Consider the following 16,187-nt stretch of genomic DNA (forward strand, 5'->3'; position numbering starts at 1 on the left):
CTACATGTACTACGCCGGGCCGGTGAAGATGCGGGCGAGTGGCGCCTGCGCCGCTTACGAGGGATCCGCCGGCTCCATGACGAAGGGGCGGTTCCCGGGGGTCAGCACCGTTCCGGCACACGGCGGCCGATCGTCGTGGGGTAACTGCGGCTGACCGGCCGTCTCCGCTCGGCTGGGTCAGCCGGTCACACCGACCGCCTGAAGCGCCGTCCGCCACGGCTCGGCCACCTTGTCCCCGTAGAAGATCTCGCGGGCGCCGACGAAAGCGCCCAACTCGGTGACCGCCCGCCCCACGGCTTCGGCGGTCACCTCGTCCGCGGGTGTTTCCGCCTCGGGGAACACCCCCTCGATCTCCAGCAGCCCTCGGCGGCGGTCCAGGCGCGGCACGAGCCTGCCGATCAGCCGCTCGCCGTGCAGGATCGGCAGGATGTAGTGCCCGTACTGGCGCTTGTCCTTGGGGACGTACATCTCCGTGCGGAACGTGAACCCCCACAGGCGTTCGGTCCGCTCGCGATCGCAGATGAGGTTGTCGAACGGCGACAGCAGAGTGGTGCGCGGCTCCCAGTCCCGCTCCAGCAGGCCGACGACGTCGCGATGCACGTACCACCGCTCGGTACCGCCCGCCACCTGGGCGGGCAGGACACGACCCGACCGTTCCAGCCGCTCCAGCACCTCGGCGAGGCCGGGATAACGGTCACGGGTGAAGTGCCGCTCGATGTCGGTCGCGCGGGCCACGCCGAGCGCGCGCAGCGCGTGCTCGGCCGCGCGCGACACCGCCTCCTCCTGCGGCAGGGGCTCGCTCCCGGCCCACTCCGGAAGCCAGCGCTCGGCCAGATCCCAGCGCCGCCGCCGCCCCTCCCGCCCGGTCACCATGAGCTGACCCTGGAGCCACAGGAAGTCCACCATCCGCTCGACGTTGCGGCCGTGGGTCCAGCCGCTCGACTCCCACGGCACCGTCACGCAGTCGTCGAACGCCTGGGCGGGCAGCGGCCCCGCCTCCCGCAACCGGTCCAGCACGTGCTGCCGCAGCCCGCCGTTCGCCTCCAGCCAGTCACGGGCCCGCCGCCCGAACCCGGACCGGCCCGCCGGGTAGCCGAGCATCATGGCCTGGTGGACCGGGTAGTCCTCGGCCAGCACGATCGAGGCGGCGTGTGCCCAGTATTCGAACAGCCATCGCTCCTGCCAGAGCAGCACGTCCAGATCGGCCGGATCGTAGTCGCCCACCCTGCTCCACAACACCAGCAGGTGACTGCGGGCCACCACGTTGACCGGGTCGAGCTGCAGGCAGCGCAGGGTACGCAGCACCTGCCGCAGCCCTTCCAGATCGCCGCCGGGCCGCGGCCCGGCCAGATGCTGACAGCTCACGGCGAGACGGCGCGCGGACTCCGCGCCAAGGATCAGGGGGAACGGCATAGCCCCGCATCGTAACCGAAAACACGTTCGACAAGGACGTGGCGCGGGATTCGGCGGCACGGGAGAACACCGCCGCGCCGATGGCAGACCCCAGGGTGAAACCGGGCCGGCGGCGCGCTGGCAGCCGGCCCGGTCACCCTCGCCGGACTACCGCTGGGGCAGGTCCGGCGCCGTGGTGCCGTACCGGGCTGTCGTCCCGTCACCGCCGAGGCGCCGCAGCCCGGCCTTCTCCAGCACGCGGACCGAGGCGGGGTTCGACAGCTCCACCTCCGCGTGGACCGTGTGCACACCCGGGCCGGTCAGGGCGAACGCCACGATCGCCCGGGCGGCCTCGGTGGCGTAACCGCGGCCCCGCCGGGATTCCACGATGCCGTATCCGAACTCGACGGCGCCGTCGACGGGCGGCCAGAACAGGCCGATCGCGCCGACCGTCAGGCCGCTCTCCCGCTCGACGATCTGGCGATGGCCGTACTCGCCGCGGGCGTCGGGCTGCTTGACGATGAAGCCGGCGATGACGCGATCGCCTTCGGCGGGGAAGTCCTCCGCCCAGTGCGGCTGCCGGGCGTCATCGAGGACGGCGGTGATCTCGTCGGTGGACCATGGCCGCAGCAGGAGGCGGTCGGTGGTCAGGTCCGTACCGGTCAATGAGAAAGAAGAAGACACGCGAAACTCCTGGTCGTTCGGACGACCCGGGCCGCGTCCTGATTGTGCGCGACCCGGACAAGGGCATGCTGAAGAAGCCTGGAGCGGGCCATATTCATCAACCTCCCCTGCCGCAGCGTCGCGCGACTCTCGCGCCGAAGCAGAATCGAATCATTCGGAGCGACAGTCCGCAAGGTGATGACCACGGTGCCGGGCCCGTCCGACCGGTGCGGCCTCACGGGGTGTCGAAGCGGCGGGCCAGGAGCACGAGGGTCCCGGCCGCGACGGTCAGGACCGATGAGACGGCGATCACGCCGGACCACCCGCCCGTCTGCCACAGATAGGCGGCCAGCGCCCCGAACACCGAACTCCCGGCGTAGTAGGCGAGCAGGTAGAGCCCCGAGGCCTGCCCGACCCCCACGCCGATACGGTGCGCCCGGCCCGCCACCCAGCCGCTGACCAGCGAGTGCGTGCCGAGGAAGGCGAAGGTCAGCACGCCCAGCCCGGCCACGATCGCGGGCAGTCCCGGCGCGGCGGTGAGCAGGATCCCCGCCAGCAGCAGGGCCACGCCCGGCAGGGCCACCAGGCCGCGCCCCCGCCGCAGCGCCAGCCGCCCGGCGATGGGCGGCGCCGCGATGCCGATCGGGTAGGCCGCGTACACCAGCGTGGCCGCGCCGCCCAGGAGGTACGGCGCCGCCTGCAACCGGAAGGACAGCGCGTTGTAGAGCCCGACGAACGCCCCCATCGTGGCCGCCCCGACCAGGCAGAGCAGCACCAGGGCCGGGTCGCGCAGGGTCAGTGCGGTGTTGCGGACCAGCCCGCGCGACCCGGAGCGCTCGAACCGCCGGGAAGGCGGCACCAGAATCCACAGCCCGGCCGCGCACAGCAGCGTGATGCCACCGATGACGGTGCCGGCCCCGCTCCAGCCCCACTGCGCCTCCAGCGGTCCCGGCAGCAGCCGTCCGGCTGCCCCGCCGAGGGCCGTCCCCATGATGTAGGTGGCGTTCGCGCGCAGGTGGGCGTCCGGATGGATCTCCTCACGCAGGTAGGCGATCGCGACCGCGGGCAGCCCCGCCAGCGCCACGCCCTCCAGGCCGCGCAGGACCAGCAGGCTGTGCCAGGTCGGCGCGGCCGCGGCCGCCAGACCCAGGACGGCGGAGCCGGCCAGGGAGATCCGCATGATCGGCACCCGGCCCACGATGTCGGAGAGCGGGCCGACGAACAGCAGCGCCACCGCCATCGTGACGGTGGACAGCGACAGCACCGCCGTCGCCTCCGCCGCCGAGACCCGGTAGGCGCCCGCGATGCCGGGCAGCAGCGGCTGGACATGGTAGAGGGCCAGGAAGTTCGCCAGCCCGCCGAGCATCAGCCCGGTCGTGATCCGGCGGTAGGCGCGCTCGCCCGGCCGGTATCCGGCCGCGACGGCTTGGCGCACGAGGGCGGTGGTCACCCTTCGATCGTGGCCCGCCGACACTGATGCTCAAAATGCAATTTTTGACGAAGCTGATGCGCTATCAGCATCATTGCGATATGGACCTGCAAACTCTGCGCTGGTTCCTGTCGCTTTGTGACACGGAGCACATGCGCGACACCGCGGCGATCGAGGGCGTCAACCAGTCCACGCTGTCCCGGGCGCTCGCCCGGCTGGAGGCCGAACTGGGTGTCGAGCTGTTCCACCGGCGCGGGCGGCGGCTGGCGGTCAACCGGTTCGGTGCGCTGTTCCGCGAGCACGCCGTCCGGGTCGTCGCGGAGCTGGACGGTGCCGGTCGGCGCATCGACGCGCTGGTCAACCCCGACTCCGGGCTGATCAGGCTCGGATTCCTGCACTCGGTGGGCCGGTGGCTGGTCCCCGAGATCCTCCGCGACTACCGGGCCGTCACCCCGGAGATCCGCTTCGAGCTGCACCAGGCCTTCGCCAGGGAGCTGTACGGCTGGCTCCACCACGGCCACATCGACGTCGCCCTGGTCACCCCGCCGCCCGAGGGGGACAGCACGCGCTGGCATCCCCTGCGCGAGCAGCAGCTCTGCATCGCCCTGCCGACCGGACACCCGCTCGCCCGGGTCGAGGGACTGGCGCTCGCGGACGTGCGCGAGGAGCCGTTCATCGCCTTCGCCCGCACCACGGACCTGCGCAAGGTCATCGACGGGCTGTGCCAGGAGGCGGGGTTCGAGCCGGTCATCGCGTTCGAGAGCGAGGAGATCGCCACCGTGCGCGGCCTCATCGGGGCGGGGCTCGGGGTGGGCGTCCTGCCGCTGCCGGCCGTACCGGAACACGACGACCCCGTCTACCGTCCGCTCGCCCCGGGGCAGCAGCGCCCCATCGGCCTGGCGTGGAACGAGTCGCCGGCGCCCACCGCGGCGGCCGCGGTGTTCGTGCGGCACCTCGTCGCGCCGGCGGACGGCCGGATCTGAGCCGGCCACGGTACCGGCTCCCACGATGACCGTCCTCTCGGGGAGGCCGGGAGCGGTGGGACCCGCGGATCTCAGGCGGGATGGGCGTATCTCGTGATCCAGAGGCCGGGGATCACCTCGACGTCCTCGACCTCGCCGAAACCGAGCCGCACATAGAGCGTGCGGGCGGGCACGTTGGCCCTGCCGGTGGCCACGACGACCCGGCGGTCGCCCGCTCGCGTCATGACCTCCCGCACCAGCGCGCCTCCGACACCACGCCGGTGCACGCCCGGATCCACGACGAGCCGGTCGATGTCCACCGTCCGCGCCGTCTCCGACCAGGCCACGGCCCCGACCAGCCGGTCGCCGTCAAAGGCGCCCAGCCAGGTCAGCCGCTCCGCGCGCAGTTCCTCAAGGGTCTCGTGCAGCGGAGGGATCCGGTCGTCTTCGATGAGTTTCGCCTCGACGGCGTAAGCCGCGTGCTGGATGGCGAGCAGCTCCTGGCCCAGGGCTCCGCCGTCGGGGGTCATATCGGCAATGCGCATTCCGGAAGTCTCCCAGCTCTCGGTCTCCGCCCGGAATTACCGGCAGGGCCGCGCCACCGGGTCCGGCTTCGGGCGACGCCCCGATGAGCGCCCTACCGCCCTGCGCCCTACCGCCCTACGCCCTACCGCCCTGCGGTCTCCGTCGCGTGGTCGGCAAGCACGCGGGCGGCCGCGGAAAGGGCCTCGCGTACGACGGGGTCGGTGACCGTACCGGCTTCGGCGTCTATCGCGGTCCGGGGCACCGGTATGTGCACGCAGGCGGACTCGACGACCTTCGCCCCCGTGTATTCGAGGACGGTGCGCAGGGACCGGTGGGCGCCTTCGGCTCTCGTTGGAGACGAGGAGATGTTGATCCACCCCACCGGCTTGTCGGTGGTCTCACTTCCGCCGACCGTCCAGTCGAGCAGGTTCTTGAACGAGCCGGGCAGGCCTCCCGCATATTCCGGGGTGCAGAAGAGAATCGCGTCGGCTTCGGCGATGAGTTCGCGCAGCCGGGCCACCTCCGGGTGCAGCGGTTCGACGTCGTCGTCCGGGTTGAAATGCGGCAGCTCCGCCAGATCGAGGTAGGTGAGCGGGCTGGCCCAGTCTCCGACGAGCTCGGAGACGGTCCGGATCACGATCGTGTTGGTCGAGCCTGCGCGCAGACTGCCACTGATCAACGCAAGTTTCATAGTCCGTGATGTTATGCGGCCGCGGGCGATCCGGCTTGCCTCGCCCGGCAGGCGCAGAGTGGGGAGGCTTCGCCGCGTACTCTGCGCGCCGCCGATCCCGGGGCCGCGAGGTGGCCGCACGGTGCCGACCGGCGCGTACGGTTTTCCTCGACGGCTCGACGGCTCGACGGCTCGACGGCTCGACGGCTCGACGGCTCGACGGCTCGACGGCTCGACGGCTCGACGGCTCGACGGCTCGACGGCGCGGGCTCAGCTCGTCGTGGTGCTCAGGGAGCCGTCGAAGACCTTGTCCAGGAAGCCCTCCAGGTTGACGACGGCGCGGACGACCCGCTCCTCCGTGGTGAGCGTCTCGAAATCCATGCCGAGGTCGGTCTTCTTCCTGCCCCGCATGTAGAGCGAGCAGGCCAGGTCGGCGCAGATGTAGGTGCCGACCGTGTTGCCCTGGCGGCCTGCGGCGCCGACTCGGGGCGCGGTGAACAGGGCGACCCCGGTGCCGGTGTGGGCTGTCACGCAGATGGAGCAGATGGTGCCCTTGGTGAAGCTCCGGCGCGTCTCCTGGGCGAGGCGCAGCGTGACGCCGACCAGCTCGCCGTTCCGCTCGGTGACCAGGTAGCCGCGATCGGGTGCGCCCGGGTCGCGCCAGCCCAGGAAGTCGAGATCGGCCCAGGGGAGCTCGGACAGGCCCCTGGGCAGGTTGAGCCTGCGGGCTTCGCCCTTGGAGCAGTTGACGAAGGACTCGCGTATCTCTTTTTCGTCGAGGGGATTCATGATTCAACTCCGTTCCGGCGCGTACGCCTTGATGTTCTCCGGTCCGGCGGCGTCCGCCAGGCCCGCGACCGTGCCCGCCATGCGATCGGCCGTCAAGCCCACACGATCCATGGGATGACTTCGCCGAAGCAAACCTATTATCTCTAGGTTTTAACCTAGGTCAATTAGTTTTTGCGGCGCAAGCCGATCTCATCGGCTCGCTTCCCTCCGCATTCCGCCGCCGGGCGGTCAGTGGAATGGATCGTTCCGTTCTGATACGATGAAGGCACGGCGATTCGCTCCCCGGGGCGAGTCCGGTCAGATCGAAAGACGGGTAGATGATGAGCGAGAACACCGCAACCGCGTGGACCGTGCTGAACGACGCGCACGAGGCGCTGCGCACGGCGGTCCTCGGCGTGGCCGCCGAGGACTGGAACCGGTCCACCCCCTGTGCGGAGTGGACCGTGACCCAGGTGCTCCAGCACGCCGCAGGTGACCAGATCGGCTTCGCCGCGTTCATCACGGGCGGTCCGGGGCCGTCCGAGGACCCGTTCGCGCCCTCCGGCACGCTGGACGCCGCCGCCTCCGCCGTGGCGGAGGCGGCGATGAAGGCCGCCGCCGACGCCTGGGCGACCGTCGGCAAGGACGCCGAGGAGGTCTCGGTCCCGGTGCCGCCCGGCAAGCTGCCCGCCTCGGTCGGGGTCGGTGCCTGCGCCCTGGACGCCGCGGTCCACGCCTGGGACATCGCCGTCGCCACCGGCCGGCCCTCGCCGCTCACCCCGGAGCTCGCCCGTGAGCTGATGCCCGTCGCCACCGCCATCGTCGAGCCGCTCAGGGCGTACGGCGCCTACGCGGCTGCGCTCGAAGCCGAGAAGGGGGACGACGATGCCGCCGCGCTGCTTCGCTACCTCGGCCGCCGTCCCGACTGGACCGCCTGACCGGCGCCCGTCGCGGCCCGGCGGGCGTCCCCCCGGGTCAGCGGAAGTCGTCGGCGTGGTCGGCTGCCCACCGGTGGTAAGGGGTGGCGGGGGCTCCGGTGACCTCCTCCACCGTGGAGGTGACCGTCTCCGGCAGCGCCGCCATCTGGGCGTGCGCGCTGATGATCCCCTCCGCCATCGGGGCCGGCATGCCTTGACCGACGAGCTGCTGCCGGGCTGTCTCGGGGGAGAGCTCCTCCCAGCGCACCGGACGGCCGATGGCCTCGCCGATGGCGGCCACCTGCTCGATCTGGGTCAGCGTCTGGGGCCCGGTCAGCTCGTACGCCGCCCCGCCGTGACCGGTGCCGGTCAGCGTGCGCACCCCCACGGCGGCGATGTCGCGCTCGTGGATCAGAGACCTGGCCGCCGTCCCGTGAACCCAGCGGACGGCACCCGTGCCCCGGATCTGCGCCGCCCACATCAGGGTGTTGGCGGCGAACCCGCCGGGTCGCAGGAACGTCCACTCCAGGCCGGACGGCCTGATCAGGCGCTCAAGGTAGGCATGGGAGCCGAGGATCGAGCCCGGCGCCCGTTCCAGATCGTCGGACACACCGCGTGCGGAGACGTAGACCACGCGGCGTGCGTATGCGGCGATCCTCGCGACGGCCGCGGCGGCCGAGTCGTCGGCGGAGAGGGTGGGCCAGACCAGGAACACCGACTCGACCCCGTCCAGCGCGGCGTCCAGCGAGGCGGGATCGGCCAGGTCGCCGCGTACGGCCTCGACGCCTTCCGGAAGCGCGGCGGACGCAGGGTCACGGGTCAGCGCGCGCACGTCGGTGCCCGCGTCGAGGAGTTGGGACACGGTCTGACGGCCGACGTTGCCGGTTGCTCCGGTAACCAGGATCATGAGGGTCTCTTTCCAGGGCGGGGTCGCTGCGACCAGCCTGCGACCTCAACCTTTGTTGAGGTCAAGCGTGGCGTCGAATCCCCGTAAAAGCCGCGAAACTCAGATGCGGTGCATTTCACTGTTCGCTACCGTTGGGATCGGTTTCAGGCGCCCTCCCGGTGCGCCGACAGCGGATACTTCAGGTTCGAACCCTTTCGGCCCCTCGGGGCCGGTGCCCACTCTGGCGGGCAGGCCGCTGTCTCCTTGATCTCGGGAGGGACCACCGTCAGCGGGTGCCCGGTGCGCAGGCAACGGATACTTCGATTATGGATCGAGCGGTTGCGGGTTCGAGTCCCGTCATCCCGGTAAACGGGGTGTAGCTCAACTGGCAGAGCGCTTTGTGCCGTCGCCGACTTCGATCTCGGGCATCCGTTCTGCACAGTGGTTCCTCCCGGCATGACCCGCGAGAGGAGTTCACCATGGCGAAGTTCAACCGCAGGAACACGCGGGCCGTGCCGACCAGCCCGGTCGCCACGGAGACGTCTCCCTCCGGCCGCACCCACGAGGGCGCCCCCGGATACGCCCGCGACGCCAAGGGTGAGCTCTTCCTGCTGGCCGTGTCGAACATGGTCGGCGAGAACACCTTCTACGAGAAGGCGGGGGAGCGCGACGAGCGGTTCCGCACCCTCGTCCACCGGGTCGCGGTCGAGGACGTCCAGTGGCTGGCCGGGTTCCTGCCCTGGCTGCGCGGCGAGGCCAACCTGCGGTCGGCGCCGATCGTCGCCGCACTGGAGGCCGTCAGGGCACGTCTCGCCGCCGGGCTCGCGGGTGGCAACCGGCAGCTCGTGGCGGGTGTGCTGCAGCGCGCGGACGAGCCCGGCGAGGCGCTCGCCTACTGGATGTCCAGGTACGGCCGAGCCGTCCCCAAGCCGGTCAAGCGTGGCATCGGCGACGCCGTACGGCGGCTCTACACCGAGCGCTCCCTGCTGAAGTACGACACCGACAGCAGCGGATTCCGGTTCGGTGACGTCGTCGATCTGGTCCACCCCGCCCCCGATCCCGGGAGGCCATGGCAGGGCGGACTGTTCCAGCACGCGCTGGACCGCCGCCACGGTCGAGACAACCCCGTTCCGGACGCGCTGCGGATGCTCCGCGCCCGGTCCGAGCTGCTCTCCGTGCCGGCGGCCGAGCGCCGTGCCGTACTGGCGGACCAGGAGCGGCTGGCATCGGCGGGGATGACCTGGGAGGCGCTTGCCGGCTGGCTCCAGGGACCGATGGACGCCGAGGCGTGGACTTCGGTGATCCCGTCGATGGGCTACATGGCGCTCATGCGTAATCTGCGGAATTTCGACGAGGCCGGCGTCTCCGACGAGGTCGCCGACCGGATCACCGCCAAGCTCGCCGATCCGGCGGAGGTGGCGCGGTCGCGGCAGCTCCCGTTCCGGTTCTACTCGGCGCACCGGACGGCGCCGTCGCAGCGCTGGGGCCACGCTCTGGACCGGGCGCTGACGTCGGCGACGCGGAACGTCCCGGCGTTCGGCGGCAGGACCCTGATCCTGGTCGACACCTCGGCGTCCATGACGGGCGGTTCCGTCTCGGCCCGCTCCGCGGTCACACCCGCCCAGGCCGCCGCGCTGTTCGGTGTGGCCCTGGCGGCCCGCGGGGACAGCGTGGACCTGTACGGCTTCGCCGACGGCGTGTTCCGGCACGAGGTGGGACCGGGCGCGTCCGTGCTGAAGGAGGTGGAGCGGTTCTGCGGGCGGATCGGCGAGGTCGGCCACGGCACGCAGATCGCCGGGTCGGTCCGGGCCACCTACCGGGGGCACGACCGGGTCGTGATCCTGTCCGACATGCAGACCATGAACGGCCACGGCGGGAGCGTCACGGAGGCCGCGCCCGCGCACGTGCCCATGTACGGATATAACCTGCAGGGTTACCGGCGCGCGGCGATGCCGACCGGCACCGGCAACCGTCACGAGTTCGGCGGGTTCTCCGACGCCGTGTTCCGGATGATTCCGCTGCTGGAGGCGGGGGAGTCCGCGTCGTGGCCATGGCTGTGAGCCTGGACGACAGGAGACGGCCGCCCGGTTAGGGTCGGAGGGTGAGCACTTCGAGAACGCTCGTGCTGTGGGACATCGACCACACGCTGGTCCATATCAGCGGGGTCGCCAGGGACGTCTACGCCGACGCGTTGCACGCGGCCACCGGTCGGCGGCTGGAGCGGATCGCGGACTTCGCCGGGCGGACCGAGCGGGCGATCAGCACCGAGGTCCTCCGGTCCCACGGCATCGAGGTGACGGACGGACTCCTCGACTCCTTCGGCGCCGCCATCGCCGAGGCGTTCGCCGGCTACGAGGCCGCCATCCGGGAACGGGGCCGGGCCCTGCCGGGGGCACTGGCGGCGCTGGAGGCGCTGGCGGAGCGGGACGACGTCGTCCAGTCGGTGCTCACCGGCAACATGGAGCCGCTCGCGATCGGCAAGCTGAAGGCGTTCGGGCTGGACCACCTCGTGGACTTCGAGGTGGCGGCCTACGGCATGGACCACGAGGACCGGGCCGCCCTGGTGGGCCTGGCGCAGGACCGGGCCGCCCGCAAGTACGGCGGGTCCTTCACCCCGGACAGCACCGTGCTGGTCGGCGACACCCCGAACGATGTGCTGGCCGGTCACCTGGGCGGGGCGAGGGTGGTCGCGGTCGCCACCGGCTTCAATGACGCCGGGGTGCTCCGCGAGGCCGGCGCGGAGCTGGTGCTGGAGGACCTCACCGACACCGACGCCGTCGTACGGGCCGTACTGGGAGCGCCGGATCAGCGGTGAACGGTCAGGTCCGGCAGCATCCGCGCCGAAAGTCCGAGGCCGGCCAGGAACGTCCGGGGCGACGCCGTAGGACCTTGCTCTCGGATCCGCGGGACCGGGTCTAGTGCGGGACGTGGTGAGCGTTCTCCGCGCCGAGTATGTTTTCCCGTCCCCATCGGCCGAGCGGTTCCAGCGCTTCGTTGAGCGCGACGCCGAGCGAGGTCAGCGAGTATTCGACGCGGGGTGGCAGCTCGTCGTACGCCTCGCGATGCACGATGCCGTCCGTCTCCAGCTCCCGCAGGTGGGACGCGAGCACCTTCTCGGTCACCCCCGGCAACAGCCTGCGCAGCTCGCCGAAGCGGCACGCCCGTTCGTTGAGCGCCCAGAGGATCAGCACCTTCCACTTGCCGCCGATGACGTCCATCGCCGCGTCGATTCCGCAGACATATGCTCCCGGCCTCCGCACGGCCGCCATGGCCCACCCCTCTCACCTGCTCGCTTACCCCAGGGTAATCACCCACTTCAAAGTGCGTAATTGATCCTTCCTAGGCCGATAACCAGACTAATCGTCATGGAACACGACGCCTTCGACAAATCTGAGATCGCCCTTCTCGGGCTCGGCGACATGGGTACCGCGCTCGCCCGCGCATGGCTCGTCGCCGGGCAGCCGCTGACCGTTTGGAACCGCAGCGCCGGCCGGGCCGAGCCGCTCGCCGCCGAGGGCGCGAAGACCGCCGAAACGGCCGCCGCCGCGGTGGCCGCCGGCGGACTTGTCGTGGTCTGCCTGCTCGACGACGCCTCGGTCGGCGAGGTCCTCGCCGACGTCGATCTGACGGGCAAGGACCTGGTCAACCTCACCACCGGCACCCCCGCGCAGGCCCGTGCCCGCGCCAAGTGGGCCGAGGAGCGCGGCGCCCGCTTCCTGGACGGCGGGATCATGGCGGTCCCGCCGATGATCGGCACCCCGGAATCCGGCGGCTACGTCTTCTACAGCGGATCCCGCGCCCTCTTCGACGCCCACCGCGGCGCGCTGGCCGTACCGGCCGGCACCAGGTACGTCGGTGCGGATCCCGGCTTCGCCGCCCTCCACGACGTGGCGCTGCTGAGTGCGATGACCGGGATGTTCGCCGGGGTCTCCCACGCCTTCGCATTGATCCGCAAGGAGGACGTCGTGCCGGCGGACTTCGCCCCTCTGCTCGTCGACTGGCTCACCGCCATGGCCCCCTACGCGTACGGGACCGCCGGCCACCTGACGAGCGGTGACTACACCGAGGGCGTGGTCTCCAATCTCGCCATGATGGTCGAGGGCAACTCGACCCTGCTGCGCACGGCCGAGGAGCAAGGGGTCAGTGCCGAGCTGCTGACCCCGTTCATGGCCCTGATGGAGCGCCGCCTCGCGGCCGGCCACGGCGAGGAGGGGACCACGGGCGTGATCGACCTGCTCGTCCGCTGAAGGGCGTCCCGCGGAACCCAGGCCGCTCCGCCCCTCGGCTGTGTGTGCCGGCGTCCCGCGGAACCCAAGCCGTTCCGCCCGGCCCCTCGGCCGTGTGTGCTGGCGTCCCGCGGATGTCCGCGGGACGGTCACAGCCATCCGTTGTGCCGGGCGAGCTGGGCGGCCTCTATCCGGTTGCGGGTGTGCGTCTTGCCGATCGCCGAGGACAGGTGGTTGCGCACCGTGCTCTCCGACAGGTGCAGGCGCGCGGCGAGGTCGGCGATGGTGGCGCCGTCGAGTGCCGCGGCGAGCACGTCGCGCTCGCGGCCGGTCAGCGGGCTCGGGCCCGCGTTCAGCGCGGCGGCGGCCAGCGCCGGGTCGACGATCCGCTCTCCTCCGACGGCTCTGCGGATCGCGGTGGCCAGCTCGTCCACGGGGCCGTCCTTGACCAGGAATCCGGCCGCGCCCGCCTCCATCGCCCTGCGCAGGTAGCCGGGACGGGCGAACGTGGTGAGGATCAGCACCACGCAGCCCGGCAGCGCCGCCCGGAGCTCGCCGGTGACGTCGAGACCGCTGTGGCCGGGCAGTTCGATGTCGAGCAGCGCGACGTCGGGCCGCGCCGCCAGCGCGGCCGCGACGATCTCGTCCCCGCGGCCGACCTGGGCGACGATCTCAAGGTCGTCCTCAAGGCCGAGCAGCAGCGCGAGCGCGTCACGCATCATCCCCTGATCTTCGGCGATCATGATCCGGATCATCGTGGCACCGCCATCGTCAGCGCGAACCGGCCCCCGGGCAGCGCCCCCGCCTCGAACCTGGCGCCCGCCGCGGCCGCGCGCTCGGCGAGTCCGGCGAGCCCGTGCCCCCGGTTCTCCCGCCCGGCGAGGCCGCGCTGCCTCTGCTGTTCAGCGGAGCCGTCGGACCCGTGTCCCCGCTCAGCGGGCCGGTGTCCCCGTCCGGTGACGCCGTCGGACCCGTGTTCCCGGTCAGCGGGTCGGGGCCCCCGTCCGGTGACGCCGTCGTTGCCGATCTCCAGCACGATCTCCTCCTTCCGGCCGGTCAGTGTGATCTGGCAGCGGGTGGCCCGCGCATGGCGGACCACGTTCGTCACGCCCTCGCGTACGGCCCAGCCGAGCAGCTCGTCGGCGTCCGGCGCCGGCCGTACCTCGTCGAGCGTGACGACGGCGCGCACCCCCGCGTCTTCCAGGGCCACCCGGGCGGCGGCCAGCTCGTCGGCGAAGCCGCGCCCGCGGTAGCCCGCCACGGCGGCGCGGACCTCGGTCAGCGCCTCGCGGCCGATCGTCTGGATGTCGCCGGCCTGAGCCGCCGCGGCCTCCGCGTCGCGGGGGATGAGCCTGCGCACCGCCTCCGCCTTCACCACCATCAGCGAGAGCGTGTGACCCAGCAGGTCGTGCAGGTCCCGGGAGAAACGCAGCCGCTCCTCGGCGACCGCGGCCCTGGCCAGTTCCTGCCGGGTCTCGTGCAGCTCCGCGATGGTGGCGAAGAGCTTGAGCGTGACGTAGACGACGACCCCCGCCGTGAAGGTGCCCCAGGAGACGGCGGCGACGGCGGCGGTGACGTCCTCGCCGCCGGCCCGCCAGTAGGTGATGACCATCGAGGTGAGCGTCACCACCGCGAGGGTCAGGGACAGGACCCGGCCGCGCAGCACGACCCCGCAGGCGATGGAGAGCACCGGGCACAGGTAGAGCCACTTGCCGCCGGAGGCCGCGCACAGGGCGAAGGTCGCCACGGCCAGGACCGTCAGGAGCAGGACCGCCGCCCGGGGCCGCCCGGTGAAGGCGGCCCGGACGGTCAGCAGGTAGGCGGCGACGACCACGGCGAGGCCGAGGACGTCGGGCCAGCTCGGCCGCCTGACCAGGTCGTGGGCGGGGAAGTAGACCAGCGCTATCCAGAAGGAGAACGCCGCCGGTCCCGGCTGCCAGACCTTCTTCACGGGCATCACGTTACTTCCAGAAACTCAGCCGGTGCCCGGCGGCGTAGTCGATCGGCCGCACCGCGTCCGGGGCGAGCGACTGGGTGCCCCCGGAGAGCCGCGGCCACGCGGGCAGGCCCGAGCCGTTGGGTGAACCGGTGCGGGCGAAGTTCGTCCAGTAGCCGACCATCTGGTCCGACAGTCGCCGCTGGGCGGGGCTCAGCGGCGCCTCCTTCTCCGGGAAGAGGTACGGCAGGTCGCCGGCGTGGAAGGCGCCCCAGTCGAAGTCCGCCTCCAGCGGCAGGAACATCGGCGCCTTGCGGTCGGCGAACTCGTAGCCGTAGACGGGGGCATGCCTGGCCAGCAGGGTGTTCTGCTCGTGGGTGCCTCTCGCCCACAGCCGGTCCGTCATCACGGCCGCCCACGCCTGGCTGGGAGAGGCGTAGGAGGCGAGCGGATACTCGCGCGCCACCCGTCCGGCGTCGTCGCCGAACGCCTCCTTGATCAACGTGCCGTACTGCTCGGCTGTGACCGGCCTGCCTTGCACGTCGTAGTTCATCCCGACGAAGATCCGGTGCTCGTCGCGCGTCGCGCCCGCCAGCACGGGCACCCGGTGGAAGCGTCCCTCGCGGATCGCCTTCGAGGGCAGCTCGGGGAGCACCCCGTTGCCGTAGGCGTACGCCTGGAAGACGTTCATGATCTGCGGTATCGCGAGGATCTTCCGCACGGGCAGCGCGCGCAGGCACGCCAGGTCGTCGCAGCCGAGCCGTTCGGCGTACGCCCGGCCCACCGCCTGGGCCTCCTCGATGCTCCGCCAGGCGAACGTCGGGGCGGCCGGCGCGCCAGGGACGATGCTGTTCGCCGGCATGTCCATCATCGTCTCGCCGCTCTGCATGGCCACCCGCCGAAACAGCCCCTTCGCACCGGGGGAGGTGAGCTGGCCGCCGATGGCGAGAGCGCCGAAGGAGACGCCGAACGCCGTGACGTTCGACGGGTCGCCGCCGAAGGCCGCCGCGTTGCGCCGCACCCAGCGCAACGCCTCCTGCTGGTCCTGCAGGCCGTACGTCCCGGAGTCCTTCAGGCCCGGGTACCCGAACCCGCTGAACACGCCGAGCCGGTAGTTGATCGTGACGACCACCACGCCCCGCGAGGCGAGCTTGCGCGCGTCGGAGAAGTGGCCCGCGCCGACCGCCCCGTCGCCGTGGATCCACACCATGACCGGGCGGTCCCTCCCCGGTGCGCGCGGGGTGGTGACGTTGAGGAACAGGCAGTCCTCGTCCGTGCTGGAGATCGGGGCGTAGACGGAACCGACCTGGGGGCACATCGCGCCCGGCTTGGTGGCGTCCTTGACGCCGGTCCGGTTCCGTGCGGGCACGGGAGTCTCCCAGCGGCCCGCGGTGGCGTAGGGGATCCCCTGGAAGAGACGGTGCCGGTCGGTCACCGTGCCGCGCACGGCCCCCGTGTCGGTCCTGACGACCGCGGGGTCGGGGCCGGTCCCGGCGGTCACGGGCTCCGGCCGGAGCCCCGCGGCACAGCCCGTGAGCAGCACGGCCGCCGCGACTGTCGCATGAAGGATTCGCATGCCTCCACGCTGCCGGTTCCCCCGCAGGGCCGGAAGGTCCGTCGATCCGGGATCACCCGGTACGGAAGTCCCGGTCCGGCCGGGAGGCACGGACGGCGTCGTCTCGCGTCGCGTGCATGTCCAGGTCACGGCAGCGCCACCAGCAAGCGCCGCCAAGCTGGTCAGCGGCCGGCCCCGGAGCACGCTCAGGCTCGCGTCCGGTCGTCCTCCTCCGAACCATGTCGATTCTTTCGTTGT

Annotated in this window: 16 protein-coding genes; 5 read left to right on the plus strand and 11 right to left on the minus strand. The window is 71.7% G+C overall.

Annotated features, from left to right (window positions below):
• Positions 1–177: 177 nt before the first annotated feature.
• The 3 genes from OHA77_RS24130 to OHA77_RS24140 all read right to left on the minus strand — a co-directional run bounded on the left by OHA77_RS24130 (position 178) and on the right by OHA77_RS24140 (position 3,505).
• Positions 178–1,413, minus strand: a complete 1,236-nt coding sequence (locus OHA77_RS24130; RefSeq protein WP_406311764.1) for a winged helix-turn-helix domain-containing protein — start codon at positions 1,411–1,413, stop codon at positions 178–180.
• Between the two features lie 147 nt (positions 1,414–1,560).
• A complete protein-coding gene (locus OHA77_RS24135) occupies positions 1,561–2,076 on the minus strand; it encodes a GNAT family N-acetyltransferase (RefSeq protein ID WP_406311765.1) in 516 nt (171 codons plus the stop codon).
• 214 nt (positions 2,077–2,290) lie between these two features.
• Complete coding sequence (locus OHA77_RS24140) at positions 2,291–3,505, minus strand: MFS transporter (RefSeq protein ID WP_406311766.1); 1,215 nt, start codon at positions 3,503–3,505, stop codon at positions 2,291–2,293.
• Positions 3,506–3,585: 80 nt separating this feature from the next.
• Between OHA77_RS24140 and OHA77_RS24145 the strand changes: the two genes are divergently transcribed.
• Entirely contained in the window at positions 3,586–4,467 is an 882-nt protein-coding gene (locus tag OHA77_RS24145) for a LysR family transcriptional regulator (protein ID WP_406311767.1), read from the plus strand.
• Between the two features lie 71 nt (positions 4,468–4,538).
• On the opposite strand, the gene OHA77_RS24150 is transcribed toward OHA77_RS24145, so the two are convergent.
• The 3 genes from OHA77_RS24150 to OHA77_RS24160 form a co-directional block, all read right to left on the minus strand.
• Positions 4,539–4,991, minus strand: a complete 453-nt coding sequence (locus tag OHA77_RS24150; protein ID WP_406311768.1) for a GNAT family N-acetyltransferase — start codon at positions 4,989–4,991, stop codon at positions 4,539–4,541.
• A 122-nt stretch (positions 4,992–5,113) separates the two neighbouring features.
• Positions 5,114–5,662 (minus strand): NADPH-dependent FMN reductase, encoded by a 549-nt coding sequence (locus OHA77_RS24155; protein ID WP_406311769.1) that lies wholly within the window; start codon positions 5,660–5,662, stop codon positions 5,114–5,116.
• Between the two features lie 249 nt (positions 5,663–5,911).
• A complete protein-coding gene (locus OHA77_RS24160; protein ID WP_406311770.1) occupies positions 5,912–6,430 on the minus strand; it encodes an FBP domain-containing protein in 519 nt (172 codons plus the stop codon).
• Positions 6,431–6,750: 320 nt separating this feature from the next.
• Here OHA77_RS24160 and OHA77_RS24165 point away from each other — a divergent pair, with 320 nt between their 5' ends.
• On the plus strand, positions 6,751–7,347 hold the full coding sequence (locus OHA77_RS24165) for a TIGR03086 family metal-binding protein (protein ID WP_406311771.1): 597 nt from the start codon (positions 6,751–6,753) through the stop codon (positions 7,345–7,347).
• A gap of 37 nt (positions 7,348–7,384) precedes the next feature.
• On the opposite strand, the gene OHA77_RS24170 is transcribed toward OHA77_RS24165, so the two are convergent.
• A complete protein-coding gene (locus OHA77_RS24170) occupies positions 7,385–8,233 on the minus strand; it encodes an NAD(P)H-binding protein (RefSeq protein ID WP_406311773.1) in 849 nt (282 codons plus the stop codon).
• Between the two features lie 458 nt (positions 8,234–8,691).
• Here OHA77_RS24170 and OHA77_RS24175 point away from each other — a divergent pair, with 458 nt between their 5' ends.
• Together OHA77_RS24175 and OHA77_RS24180 are read left to right on the plus strand one after the other, a co-directional pair.
• Positions 8,692–10,272 (plus strand): TROVE domain-containing protein, encoded by a 1,581-nt coding sequence (locus OHA77_RS24175; protein ID WP_406311774.1) that lies wholly within the window; start codon positions 8,692–8,694, stop codon positions 10,270–10,272.
• A gap of 41 nt (positions 10,273–10,313) precedes the next feature.
• Complete coding sequence (locus tag OHA77_RS24180) at positions 10,314–11,027, plus strand: HAD family hydrolase (protein ID WP_406311775.1); 714 nt, start codon at positions 10,314–10,316, stop codon at positions 11,025–11,027.
• 100 nt (positions 11,028–11,127) lie between these two features.
• Here OHA77_RS24180 and OHA77_RS24185 read toward each other — a convergent pair whose 3' ends face one another.
• The gene (locus tag OHA77_RS24185; protein ID WP_326825944.1) at positions 11,128–11,481 is read right to left on the minus strand and encodes a helix-turn-helix domain-containing protein; all 354 of its coding nucleotides are present in this window, start codon (positions 11,479–11,481) and stop codon (positions 11,128–11,130) included.
• Between the two features lie 96 nt (positions 11,482–11,577).
• Here OHA77_RS24185 and OHA77_RS24190 point away from each other — a divergent pair, with 96 nt between their 5' ends.
• Positions 11,578–12,459, plus strand: a complete 882-nt coding sequence (locus tag OHA77_RS24190) for an NAD(P)-dependent oxidoreductase (protein ID WP_406311776.1) — start codon at positions 11,578–11,580, stop codon at positions 12,457–12,459.
• 128 nt (positions 12,460–12,587) lie between these two features.
• On the opposite strand, the gene OHA77_RS24195 is transcribed toward OHA77_RS24190, so the two are convergent.
• From OHA77_RS24195 to OHA77_RS24205, 3 genes are read right to left on the minus strand one after another with little or no spacing between them, the layout of a single operon-like run.
• Positions 12,588–13,193 (minus strand): response regulator, encoded by a 606-nt coding sequence (locus OHA77_RS24195; RefSeq protein WP_406311777.1) that lies wholly within the window; start codon positions 13,191–13,193, stop codon positions 12,588–12,590.
• Complete coding sequence (locus OHA77_RS24200; protein WP_406311778.1) at positions 13,190–14,389, minus strand: sensor histidine kinase; 1,200 nt, start codon at positions 14,387–14,389, stop codon at positions 13,190–13,192. The genes OHA77_RS24195 and OHA77_RS24200 overlap by 4 nt, the downstream gene beginning before the upstream one ends.
• A gap of 10 nt (positions 14,390–14,399) precedes the next feature.
• The gene (locus tag OHA77_RS24205) at positions 14,400–15,950 is read right to left on the minus strand and encodes a carboxylesterase/lipase family protein (protein WP_406311779.1); all 1,551 of its coding nucleotides are present in this window, start codon (positions 15,948–15,950) and stop codon (positions 14,400–14,402) included.
• Positions 15,951–16,187: the final 237 nt, after the last annotated feature.

This window comes from Streptosporangium sp. NBC_01639, assembly GCF_045209755.1.
Taxonomy (GTDB): Bacteria; Actinomycetota; Actinomycetes; order Streptosporangiales; family Streptosporangiaceae; genus Streptosporangium.

Bases quoted from the DNA above. Each gene is read 5' to 3' on its own strand.
- OHA77_RS24130 (WP_406311764.1), bottom strand. From the start codon at position 1,413: ATGCCGTTCCCCCTGATCCTTGGCGCGGAGTCCGCGCGCCGTCTCGCC.
- OHA77_RS24145 (WP_406311767.1), top strand. From the start codon at position 3,586: ATGGACCTGCAAACTCTGCGCTGGTTCCTGTCGCTTTGTGACACGGAG.
- OHA77_RS24150 (WP_406311768.1), bottom strand. From the start codon at position 4,991: ATGCGCATTGCCGATATGACCCCCGACGGCGGAGCCCTGGGCCAGGAG.
- OHA77_RS24155 (WP_406311769.1), bottom strand. From the start codon at position 5,662: ATGAAACTTGCGTTGATCAGTGGCAGTCTGCGCGCAGGCTCGACCAAC.
- OHA77_RS24160 (WP_406311770.1), bottom strand. From the start codon at position 6,430: ATGAATCCCCTCGACGAAAAAGAGATACGCGAGTCCTTCGTCAACTGC.
- OHA77_RS24165 (WP_406311771.1), top strand. From the start codon at position 6,751: ATGAGCGAGAACACCGCAACCGCGTGGACCGTGCTGAACGACGCGCAC.
- OHA77_RS24170 (WP_406311773.1), bottom strand. From the start codon at position 8,233: ATGATCCTGGTTACCGGAGCAACCGGCAACGTCGGCCGTCAGACCGTG.
- OHA77_RS24175 (WP_406311774.1), top strand. From the start codon at position 8,692: ATGGCGAAGTTCAACCGCAGGAACACGCGGGCCGTGCCGACCAGCCCG.
- OHA77_RS24185 (WP_326825944.1), bottom strand. From the start codon at position 11,481: ATGGCGGCCGTGCGGAGGCCGGGAGCATATGTCTGCGGAATCGACGCG.
- OHA77_RS24190 (WP_406311776.1), top strand. From the start codon at position 11,578: ATGGAACACGACGCCTTCGACAAATCTGAGATCGCCCTTCTCGGGCTC.
- OHA77_RS24195 (WP_406311777.1), bottom strand. From the start codon at position 13,193: ATGATCCGGATCATGATCGCCGAAGATCAGGGGATGATGCGTGACGCG.
- OHA77_RS24205 (WP_406311779.1), bottom strand. From the start codon at position 15,950: ATGCGAATCCTTCATGCGACAGTCGCGGCGGCCGTGCTGCTCACGGGC.